Origin of the sequence: Lentzea indica (assembly GCF_012184385.1) — a bacterium.
Lineage (GTDB): Bacteria > Actinomycetota > Actinomycetes > Mycobacteriales > Pseudonocardiaceae > Lentzea > Lentzea indica.
The window spans coordinates 18,755-28,219 of sequence record NZ_VSRL01000107.1 but is presented as its reverse complement, the minus strand read 5'-3'; the positions used below and the strand labels follow the sequence as shown (position 1 = coordinate 28,219).

Annotated in this window: 9 protein-coding genes; 2 read left to right on the top strand and 7 right to left on the bottom strand. The window is 70.3% G+C overall.

Annotation, left to right across the window (positions count from 1 at the left end; all coding sequences use genetic code 11):
* Nucleotides 1–766, top strand: a 766-nt coding sequence (locus FXN61_RS26570) for an SDR family NAD(P)-dependent oxidoreductase (protein WP_312878006.1), incomplete at its 5' end; no start/stop codon positions are given.
* A gap of 82 nt (nt 767–848) precedes the next feature.
* Here the strand turns inward: FXN61_RS26570 and FXN61_RS26565 are convergent.
* Together FXN61_RS26565 and FXN61_RS26560 are read right to left on the bottom strand one after the other, a co-directional pair.
* The gene (locus FXN61_RS26565) at nt 849–1,679 is read right to left on the bottom strand and encodes a three-helix bundle dimerization domain-containing protein (protein ID WP_312878005.1); all 831 of its coding nucleotides are present in this window, start codon (nt 1,677–1,679) and stop codon (nt 849–851) included.
* Nucleotides 1,680–1,873: 194 nt separating this feature from the next.
* Nucleotides 1,874–2,638, bottom strand: a complete 765-nt coding sequence (locus FXN61_RS26560; protein ID WP_223165609.1) for an alpha/beta hydrolase — start codon at nt 2,636–2,638, stop codon at nt 1,874–1,876.
* 69 nt (nt 2,639–2,707) lie between these two features.
* Here FXN61_RS26560 and FXN61_RS26555 point away from each other — a divergent pair, with 69 nt between their 5' ends.
* Nucleotides 2,708–3,280: a helix-turn-helix domain-containing protein gene (locus FXN61_RS26555; protein ID WP_167976748.1), complete on the top strand. Its 573-nt coding sequence runs from the start codon at nt 2,708–2,710 to the stop codon at nt 3,278–3,280.
* Nucleotides 3,281–3,444: 164 nt separating this feature from the next.
* Here the strand turns inward: FXN61_RS26555 and FXN61_RS26550 are convergent, their stop codons facing one another.
* The 5 genes from FXN61_RS26550 to FXN61_RS26530 are packed head-to-tail and all read right to left on the bottom strand — an operon-like array spanning nt 3,445 to nt 9,460.
* Nucleotides 3,445–3,675: an MbtH family protein gene (locus tag FXN61_RS26550; RefSeq protein ID WP_167976747.1), complete on the bottom strand. Its 231-nt coding sequence runs from the start codon at nt 3,673–3,675 to the stop codon at nt 3,445–3,447.
* Nucleotides 3,676–3,688: 13 nt separating this feature from the next.
* The gene (gntD, locus tag FXN61_RS54585) at nt 3,689–4,720 is read right to left on the bottom strand and encodes a guanitoxin biosynthesis L-enduracididine beta-hydroxylase GntD (RefSeq protein ID WP_167976746.1); all 1,032 of its coding nucleotides are present in this window, start codon (nt 4,718–4,720) and stop codon (nt 3,689–3,691) included.
* Nucleotides 4,707–5,825, bottom strand: coding sequence for a capreomycidine synthase (gene vioD, locus FXN61_RS26540; RefSeq protein ID WP_223165608.1), 1,119 nt, complete (start codon nt 5,823–5,825; stop codon nt 4,707–4,709). The genes gntD and vioD overlap by 14 nt, the downstream gene beginning before the upstream one ends.
* Before the next feature lie 13 nt (nt 5,826–5,838).
* On the bottom strand, nt 5,839–7,620 hold the full coding sequence (locus tag FXN61_RS26535; protein WP_167976745.1) for an ABC transporter ATP-binding protein: 1,782 nt from the start codon (nt 7,618–7,620) through the stop codon (nt 5,839–5,841).
* Nucleotides 7,613–9,460, bottom strand: coding sequence for an ABC transporter ATP-binding protein (locus FXN61_RS26530; RefSeq protein ID WP_167976744.1), 1,848 nt, complete (start codon nt 9,458–9,460; stop codon nt 7,613–7,615). The genes FXN61_RS26535 and FXN61_RS26530 overlap by 8 nt, the downstream gene beginning before the upstream one ends.
* Nucleotides 9,461–9,465 lie beyond the last annotated feature (5 nt).

The window sequence follows — 9,465 nt, the reverse complement described above, 5'->3', positions numbered from 1 at the left end:
ACGAAAGGAGAAGATGATGTTGCTGGAGAACAAGACCGCGGTGATCTACGGTGGCGGCGGCTCGATCGGTGGCGCGATCGCCGACGGCTTCGCGGCCGAGGGCGCGCGGGTCTTCCTGGCCGGCCGGACACCGGCGAAGCTCGAGACGGTCGCGGACAGAATCCGCGCCGCGGGCGGCCAGGCCGAGACAGCGGTGGTCGACGCGCTGGACGCATCCGCTGTGAACGACCACATCGACGCCGTCGTGGAGAAGACCGGCAGCGTCGACATCTCGATCAACGTCATCACGTCGGAAGCGATCTTCCAGCCGCTGGCCGACATCTCGACGAACGACTTCGTCGCGGCCATCGGCAAGGGCCTCACCACTCAGCTGATCACCACGAAGGCCGCGGCCCGGCACATGGTGAAGCAGGAGTCCGGCGTGCTGTTGTTCTTCGGCGGATCGGACCAGGCGAACATCCACCCCGGCATGGGCAACGTGCAGATCGGCTTCGACGCCGTCGAGTCGTTGCGCAGGCAGTGGGCGGTCGAGCTGGCGCCGCACGGCATCCGCACCGTGACCCTGCTGACCGGCGGCATCGTCGACACCTTCCCGGACATCCCCGAGATGGCGGGGGCCAGGCAGAGCATCATCGACGCGTCGCCGCTCAAGCGCGCCGCGACCATGGCCGACGTGGGCAGCGTCGCCGCGTTCGTCGCGTCGGACAAGGGCCGCAGCATCACCTCGACGCAGGTCAACATCTCCTTCGGCGCGTGCTACGGCTGACGCACCGGCAGGACGGCGCTGAGGTCAGACCCGTGAGAGCGGGGCGGGGCCCGCTCTCACGAACCCAGCGCAATCGGCGGGATCACCCGGCTTCCAGCCGTACACGCAGAGGTTGTCGCCACTCCGTTGTCCTGCGCAGCAGCCGGTGGATGCGCCGGACGGCCGACCGGCGCTCGTCGACGTTGATCTCAAGAGCACGCACGACCGGATCGTCAGGACCTCGTCGCTGGCGGATCTCGGCGAGCCGGTCGTCCAGGATCGTGGGCTGACCATCGGGACCGGTGGTCATGTCGCAGTACCAGAGCGCGTCGCGGAGCCGTCCGCGAGCGTCGCCGAACTCCGCCAGCTGGTCGGCCAGTCCGAGCACCTCCGCCACGGCCGCGGCACCGGAGTGGTGCGCCACCAGGTCGCACACCCGCTGCGGCGCACCTGCTCGGAGCAGATACCGCGCACCGTCGAGCGAGTGCAGCCCCGTGTCGACGAGTTCGTCGGCGTACCCGATGTCGTGCAGCCACGCGGCGGCGACCAGCAAGTCCTGTTCCTCGACAGGCAGGACGCGAGCCACCTGTTCGGCGCGGCGCGCGACACCGCTCGAGTGCGCCCACCGGCGCGGCAGGCGCTGCGCGAGCAGCCGGCTCGCCGTGCTCCGGGCCCAACTCGTCAGGGGCGTCCCGGAAATACCGGGCACATCCGCCGGGAAGTCACGCGCGGAGGCTCGCACCGCACGTTCCACGAGCAACGGCACGAAGCCGCGCACCCGCGCCCCGCCCAACCGCGCACGGGCGCGCTCGATCCACTCGTGCACCAGGCTCGGCGGCACCCCGTCGTACTCCCGGACCAACCGGGACTCCCAGCGCCGGATCCGCTCGTCCGCCTCACGCGGCCGCACCACCACAGGCTCGGTCGTCAGCACTCCGCCCACCTTCCACGACATCCGCGGCGCCAGCGTAAGCCCGCCCGCGGGTCATCATCGAGGGCGAACTGAGGCAGGGAGGTGCTCGGCCACCCAGACCGCGATCTCCTCGATCAACTCCGGATCGACCGGCCGCCGCAGCTGTTCCCGCGTGGGCGGCGGGGTCGATCCGGGGTAGCGCCGGAGCATGTGGGTCAGGTCGGGGAACCGGTGGGTCTCCACGGGCCTTGGGAAAGCTCGGCGATCTTGTCCAGGTCATCGGGGTCGACCTGGATGTCCTTGCCGCCGGTGATGGCCAGCATCGGCACCTGGACCGCGGCGAGGTCCGGCCTGGTGTCGTGCAACAGGAACTCGCGAAACCATTGCGGCAGCTTGAGACCGAACACTCGCGTGCGGCCCCGTTGGATCTTGTTGGTGATGCGGCGCAACTGCTGCGCCGGCGTGCGTCGGAGCAGGCGCAGGAGGAATCGGATCGGTGCGGGGATCTCGGCCTCGGGGTGCTCCGCCCACGCGATCATGCCGTCGACTCCGGTCGTGGCAGGGCATGCGACGAGCACGATCGCGGCGACCTCGGCGTGCCGGGACACCCAGGTGGCGTTCACGGCGCCTTCGCTGAAGCCGACCAGGCCCACCGAGGCGACGTCCGGCCGTGCCGCGATCGCTCGCACCACCTGGGCGTCATCGGTGCGGTGCTGGTAGAAGCCGCCTTGCTTCCATTGCCCCGGCGTTGCTCCGATGCCTCTGCGGTCGAACCGGTAGGACGCGACGCCGTGGGCCGCGAGCGCGGCGGCCACGGGGCGGCCGAACGCGATCGGCCACTTCCCCACGTTGCCGTCGCGGTCCAGTTGACCCGCGCAGAGCACCACCACTGTCGGGTGTGGACCGTCGCCACGTGGCTGCACGAGTGTGCCGACGACGGGGAGACCGTCCTCCAGCGTCACCGTCAGCTCGGTCTCCATCGTCACTGCGCCCCCAAGTCCGAATGATCCCAACTTTGGGAACAGTACCAGCTGTGGAATCATTGGGGTGTGGACACGCTCGAACTGCTTCTGCACCCGATCCGGCTGCGCATCGTGTGGGCCATGTCCGGTGAGCGTGTTCTCACCACCTCCGAGCTGGGTGCGGCGTTGCCCGATGTCCCCAGGACCACCGTGTACCGCCATGTCGGACTGCTCGTCGACGCCGGTGTGCTGGAGGTGGTGGACGAACAGCGGGTGCGCGGCGTCGTCGAACGTCATTACCGGCTGCGCCCGGAGCAGGCCAGGATCGACGCCGAGGCGGGCGGCGCGATGTCGCTGGAGGATCACCGGCACGGGTTCGCCGCCGCCATGGCCGCGATGCTGGCGGAGTTCAACGCCTACCTCGAACGGCCCGGCGCCGATCCCGTCACGGACTCCATCGGCTACCGCCAAGGCACCCTGTGGCTCAGCCCCGGCGAACTCGCCGAGATGGTCGGGGAACTGCGGCAGGTCTTCGGCTCGCGCGCGGGCAACGAACCCGCGCCGGGGCGCCGTGCGCATCTGGTGAGCGGGATCTTCTTCCCGACCGACGCAGCGCCGCCACACACGGATGGTCCGTCAGGCGACGACCATCAGCGGTGACGACAGTCAGGAAGTCGTTTGCGCAGGATCTTGCTGGCGGCGAGCATCCGGTCGATTCGGGCGGAAAGCCGCAACGCCCGGCCCCGGCGGCGAAACAGCACGGCCGGGTGCCGGGCGACACGGTGGTGCGCCTCACCGGAGTCCGGCGAGGCCGCGCTGCGTCGTCACCGCCCGGCTGCCTGGCGGTCGAGCTGCTCACGAACGCTGCGAGGCCGCAGGTCGGTCCAGTGCTCGTTCACGTAGTCGAGGCAGGCCTGGCGGGTTTCCTCGCCGTAGGCCACGGTCCAGCCGTCGGGGATGGTGGTCAGCGTCGCCGGCCACAGGGCGTGCTGGCCCTCGTCGTTGACCACCACGAAGAAGCGGCCGTCCTCGTCGTCAAAGGGACTTGTGCGCATCGAAGATTCCTTGTCAGTAGATGGTGCGGGCGTCCGCGCTACGGCGGTGGGCACGCGACTTGCGGAGGTCGCGGGCGATGTTCAGGCGGGTGAGCCAGCGGTCGGTGCCGTCGAAGCGAGCGGTGAAGGGCTCGCGGCCGTGCGTTCCCCGGTAGTTGTCCAGGAACAGGACCTCACCGGGCTTCAGGGCGTAGCCCGCGATGTTGGCGTCGATCGCCTTGACGATCGTGTCCAGTGCGGCGGCGGCCTCGGGGTCCGAGGCGGGGACCTCCATGAAGTACGGGTCCAGGCGCAGGTAGGGGTTCTCCTGCGGTCCGAAGAGGACGGCGATGGGCTCGGGGTTCGCGTCCAGGCCGGAGATCCACTCGTAGCTGCGGTCGCGCAGGCGGCGCAGCTGCTCGTCGCCGTCGTCGTTCTGGCGGTTGGCGGCGAGGTGGGAACGGTCCGGGCGGATCGGGAAGCGCTCCTGGCGCAGGACCTCGACCACGTCGGTGGGAAGGTCGATGCCTTCGAGCGAGCCGTAGGTGGTGTTGACGCCGTCGGGGTTGCGCAGGCACATCAGGCCGACGTAGTCGGTGCGCATCGGGTGGAAGGCGTCCTCGATGTGCCACGTGAGCAGCTCCTCACTGCCCGAGCCGAGCTGCTCGTACTGGTGTTCCTTGATGGGGAACACGTCGTGCAGCAGCCGGCCGTCCTGCTGGGTGGACCAGGCGATGGGGTCGCCCAGCAGCGACGCGCACAGGTAGAAGAACAGGTCCTCCGCCAACGTGGGCCTGCCCTCGCCGCCGCAGTCCTTCCAGTGCGCCGGGGTGGGCCCGATGCGGTCGTCGTCGATCGGGTAACCGCCGACAACGCACAACGGATGCGGCTCGGTGAGACGGAACTCGGTCAGACCCGCACGCAGGGCGCGGGGCAGCTCGTGGGCGATGACGGTGGCCTCGCGCACGAAGGCCGGGTCTTCCACCGAGCGGTAGCGCTCGGCCAGCGACGCGACCAGGGCGTCGGCCTCGGCGACATCGGACTGGGTCAGTTCAATTCTGAACACGGGCTTTCTCCCCCATGAGTGCGAGCGTTTCGAGGCCCCTGGCGAACGATGAGGAGGGACCGCCGTAGCCCAGCCGAACGCGGGTCGGGTCCCCGAAGCACGACCCCGGCACGAGAAGCGTGCGGTGTTCGCGGGCCAGGTCATGGCAGAAATCGGTGGTGTCGGCGTGGCCGAGCAGCTGCGGGAACGTGGTGACGCCGCCCATCGGCTCCGGCAGGTCCACCAGATCCGGGTGGTCGGCTGCCCACTGGCGCAGCAGCCCCAGGTTGCGGCGGGCCTGGTCCATGCGCGGGCCGACCAGGCGGTCGGCGTGCTGGGCGACGCGGGTGGCGAGCAGCTCGACCAGGGGCGAGAGGTGCAGCGTCATGCGGTCGCGCAGGTCGAGCGTGCCGCGCAGGACGTCGTGCGGCGCGATGGCCCAGCCGACCCTCAGCCCCGGCAGGCCGTAGCCCTTGGACAGGGTGCCGATGGAGATGGCCTTGTCGTAGTCGTGCACGGGATCGACCAGTGGCGAGCCCTCGACGACCATCTCGCGGAAAGCCTGGTCCCACACCAGGTACACGTCGGCTTCCGCGCACATGGCGACCAGTTCGTCGCGCTGGGCCGGGGTGAGCGACGCGCCGGTCGGGTTGTGCGGGAAGTTCACGACGACGGCCTTGGCGCCGTCGATGACCTCACGCAGGTCGGCGAGGTCGGGACGGAAGCCGTTCTCCGGCCGCAGCGGCCACACGCGCAGCTCGCAGCCCATGGTCTGGGCGATCGACGTGTGCGTGTGGTAGGTCGGCTCGGTGACAACGACGGCGTCGCTGGGGTCGAGCAGGGTGCTGAGCACGAGGTAGATCGCCTCGCTGCCGCCGTGCGTGACCATGACCCGGTCGGGGTCGCCGGTCCCCCATTGGGCGGCGATGGCGGTGCGCACCTCCTCGCCGCCGAACGACGTGCTGTCGCGGAACACCACGGCGTCGAGCTCGTCGGCGTCGATGCCGAGCAGGGCCCGCAGGTCGGCGAGCGAGTAGTCCTCGACCCCGCTGCTGCCGATGTCGTCGTCCACCGCGAAGTAGTACAGACGCATCCAGTCCTCGAGGGGCGCTGGTTCGAACTTCATGGTGCGGTGCCTTTCATCGGTAGGCCGCGGACTGCAGCTCGTACAGCTCGGCGTAGAGGTCGGGGTGGGCCATGAGGTGCTCGTGGCTGCCCATCTCGCGGATGCGGCCGCCGTCGAGGACGACGATCAGGTCGGCCATGCGCACGGTGGAGAAGCGGTGCGACACGAGCAGAGTCACCGTTCCCCTGGACCGCCCGGCTCTGGCGGCCTCGGCGAAGCGCTCGAACAACGCGTGCTCGGTCTGCGGGTCGAGCGCGGCGGTGGGCTCGTCGAACACCGCGAGCAGCGGGTCGGTGCGCAGCAGGCTGCGGGCGAGCGCCAGCTTCTGCCACTGGCCACCGGACAGCTCGACGCCGTCCCACTCCCGGCCGAGCCGGGTGTCGAGGCCCTGCGGCAGATCGGTGACGACAGTGGTCGCACCGGCCCGTTCGAGAGCCCCGTGCAGGGCGGCGTCGTCGTCGATTCGGGCGGTGTCGGCCACCCCGACGGCCTCGCGGGCCGTCAGCCGCAGCTCCACGAAGTCCTGGAAGGCGCCGCTGAGCCGGGTCCGCCAGTCACGGGTGGGGATGCGGCGCAGGTCGATGTCGTCGACGCGGATCTCGCCGCCGTCCGGTTCGTAGAAGTCGCACAGCAGCTTCACCAGCGTGGACTTGCCCGCGCCGTTCTCGCCCACCAACGCCACCACGGACCCGGCAGGCAGATGCATGGACACGCCGTCGAGGACGGTGCGCTCACTGCCCGGATAGCGGTAGGTGACGTCGACGAGGTCGATGCCGTGGCTCAGCGACGCGGGCGGGGCGGCCGGCTCCTCCGGTCGCTTGCCGGCGCTCGCCGCGAAGCGTTCGAGCCAGACGTAGCGCCGGGCCTGCTTGAGGCACCACAGGAAGTCGCCGCTGTAGCCCACCGACATGGCGACCACCGCGGACATCTCGATGGTGAGCCCGACGACCAGGATGACGTCGCCGGGGGTGGCCCTGCCCCTGACTGCGAGCCAGACCACCAGCGCGATGGCACCGACGAACGCGGCCGCGTTGATCACGGCGTCGATGCTCTTGAGCCAGGCACCGCGCCAGGCGGCCTGGTTGCGGTCGTCCAGCACCTCGTCGGAGACCTCGTGGTGGCGGCGGATCAGCTGGCGGGTGAGCCCGAAGACGCGCAGTTCCTTGCCCGCACCGGCGGTCGTGCCGATGTCGAACAGGTGGCGGCGCAGCCGTTCGGTTTCGCCGGTGTCCTCCTGGGCGTCGACGGCGAGGTCGTTGGCCCTGCTGGTGATCCACAGCGAGATGAACGCCAGCAACGCCAGCGAGATGAGCACGGGGTGGACTTCGGCGAGCAGCAACGCGGTGGCGCCGAAGCCGACGAACGCGCTGATCAGACCGGCCGTGGCGTTGGTCATCTCGGCCAGGCTCTCGCGCTCCTCACGCAACAGCTGGATCTGGTCGAGGTACTTGGGGTGCTCGTGCGGCGCGAGGCTGTCGATCCCGCCGATCAGGCGCATCAGCGTCCGGTCGGACAACGCCTGGGTGCGTTCGAGGACCGCGAACACGCAGTGGGCGTTGTAGTACTGGGCGATGATGAGCAGCCCGGTGGCGGCGGCGATGCCGAGCCCACCGGTGAGCGCGAGGCTCAGATCGCCCGCGGTGGCGGCGTCGACGAGGACTTTGGCGCCGTAGGCGATCATCGGGCCGGTGAGGGCGAGCACGATCTCGGTGGCGATCTGGAAGACCGCGTACCAGCGCGCCGCGCGGAACCCGAAGCTGATGGTGGTGACGAAAGCTCGCCAGGTGTCACGCATCGATGCCCCCTGCGGGCTGGAAGCGTTCCGCCTGCAGGCGGAACATGTGGGCGTAGCGGCCGTCGCGATCGAGCAACTCGTCGTGGCCACCGGCCTCGACGACACGGCCGCCGGACACGACCACGATCCGATCCGCGCGCCGCACGGTGGAGAAGCGGTGCGAGATGAGGATCGTGGTGAGGCCCTGGGTGAGGTCCAGGAACCGTTCGTACAGCTCGGCTTCTGCGCGCACGTCGAGTGCCGCCGCGGGCTCGTCGAGCACGAGGACCTTGGCGCCGGCCTCGACGGCGAACATCGCGCGGGCCAGTGCGACGCGCTGCCACTGCCCGCCGGAGAGGTCGACGCCGTCGGTGTAGGCCTGCGACAGCACGGTGTCCCAGCCGTTCGGCAACGACTCGATCAGGTCACCGACCCCGGCCCGTTCGGCGGCGCGGCGCAGCATGTCCTCGTCGCCGGCGTGCTCGGGAGCGCCGAACCCGATGTTGTCGCGCACCGGCAGGTGGTAGCGGGTGAAGTCCTGGAACAGCACGGCCACCCGCCTGCGCCACGCCTCGGGGTCGAGAGAGGCGAGGTCGGCGCCGTCGACGGTGACCTTGCCCGCGGTGGGCTCGTAGAAGCCGGCGAGCAGCTTCACCAGCGAGGTCTTGCCCGCGCCGTTGTCACCGACGATGGCCAGCGACTGCCCGGCGGGGATGACGAGATCCAGGCCGTTGAGGACGTCGCGCTCGGTGCCGGGATATCGGAACGTCACGCCCTCGTAGCGGATCTCCTGCGCGGGGACGTCCGCACCGACCGGGAGGCCGGACTCCGGAGGGGAGCTGTCGGCGAGGCGCTGCTCCAGGGAGAGCACCTTGGGCACCGTAACGGCGGCGTAGGACAGGTACAGGTGCTCGTCACCGACGGCGTATTCGTTGGCATCGCCCAAGGCCGCGACGAACACGGCGAGGGCGGCGAGCGACAGGCTGCCCTGCACCGCGGCGTAGACCAGCAGGCCGTAGGACAGGACGTTGATCACCAGGATCGCGGCCGCGGAGCCGAGCACCATGCCGGGCCGGGGCCGGCGCGCCCGGCGGATGGGACCGATACCGGCCTGCCACAGCGTGTCGAAGCGGGTGACGAGCCAGTCGAGGATGCCCCAGAGGCGGACCTCCTTGGCCGGCGGTGGATCCAGCGCCAGGTCCCGGACGTACTCGGCCTGGCGGAGCTGGGCGCTCTGCCCGAAGCCCTCCTCGCCGACCCGCAGGTAGTCGCGCTGCATCCGGTAGACGATGATCGGCCAGACCACGAGCCACAGCAGGCCGAGCCACCAGTGGAACCAGGTGAGCACGGCCGCCGAGCCGAGGGCCCGCAGCCACGACGAGAGCACCTCGGGCAGGGCCTCGACGGTCTGGCCCGGCCGGTGTGCGCTCATGCCGAGGCCCCGCACGATCCGGACCTCGTCCATCACGTCGGGGTCCTCGAGATGAGCGATGCCCCTCGGCCGAGCCAGCGCGTTGAGCACGACCTCCTGCAGGTACCGGTCGACGTCGCGGCCGAGCGTGGACACCGTGGCCCGCAGCAGCGGGGTCGTCAGGCGCTCGATGAGGATCACGATCCCGACAGTGACCAGCAGGGTGCCCACCCGATCGGCGGCGAGCGAGTCCGCACCGTCCCGCGCGGCGCCGGGAAGGTCGCCGATGAGCAGACCGGTGAGGACGAAGATCCCGATGGGCAGAACGGCGCTCACCACCACCCCGCCCGCCAAGAGCGCCGTGCGCGGCCGGCTGACCCGTGGCAGGACTCGGAGGACGGCGAGGATGCCCTTGGCGGTGGGCGGCAGGCTGCGGAGCAGGTTCGACATGAGTT

What these genes read in the sequence shown, in the direction of transcription:
- FXN61_RS26560 (WP_223165609.1), bottom strand. Translation starts at nt 2,638, where the DNA reads ATGGAGACCGAGCTGACGGTGACGCTGGAGGACGGTCTCCCCGTCGTC.
- FXN61_RS26550 (WP_167976747.1), bottom strand. Translation starts at nt 3,675, where the DNA reads ATGCGCACAAGTCCCTTTGACGACGAGGACGGCCGCTTCTTCGTGGTG.
- vioD (WP_223165608.1), bottom strand. Translation starts at nt 5,825, where the DNA reads ATGAAGTTCGAACCAGCGCCCCTCGAGGACTGGATGCGTCTGTACTAC.
- FXN61_RS26535 (WP_167976745.1), bottom strand. Translation starts at nt 7,620, where the DNA reads ATGCGTGACACCTGGCGAGCTTTCGTCACCACCATCAGCTTCGGGTTC.
- FXN61_RS26530 (WP_167976744.1), bottom strand. Translation starts at nt 9,460, where the DNA reads ATGTCGAACCTGCTCCGCAGCCTGCCGCCCACCGCCAAGGGCATCCTC.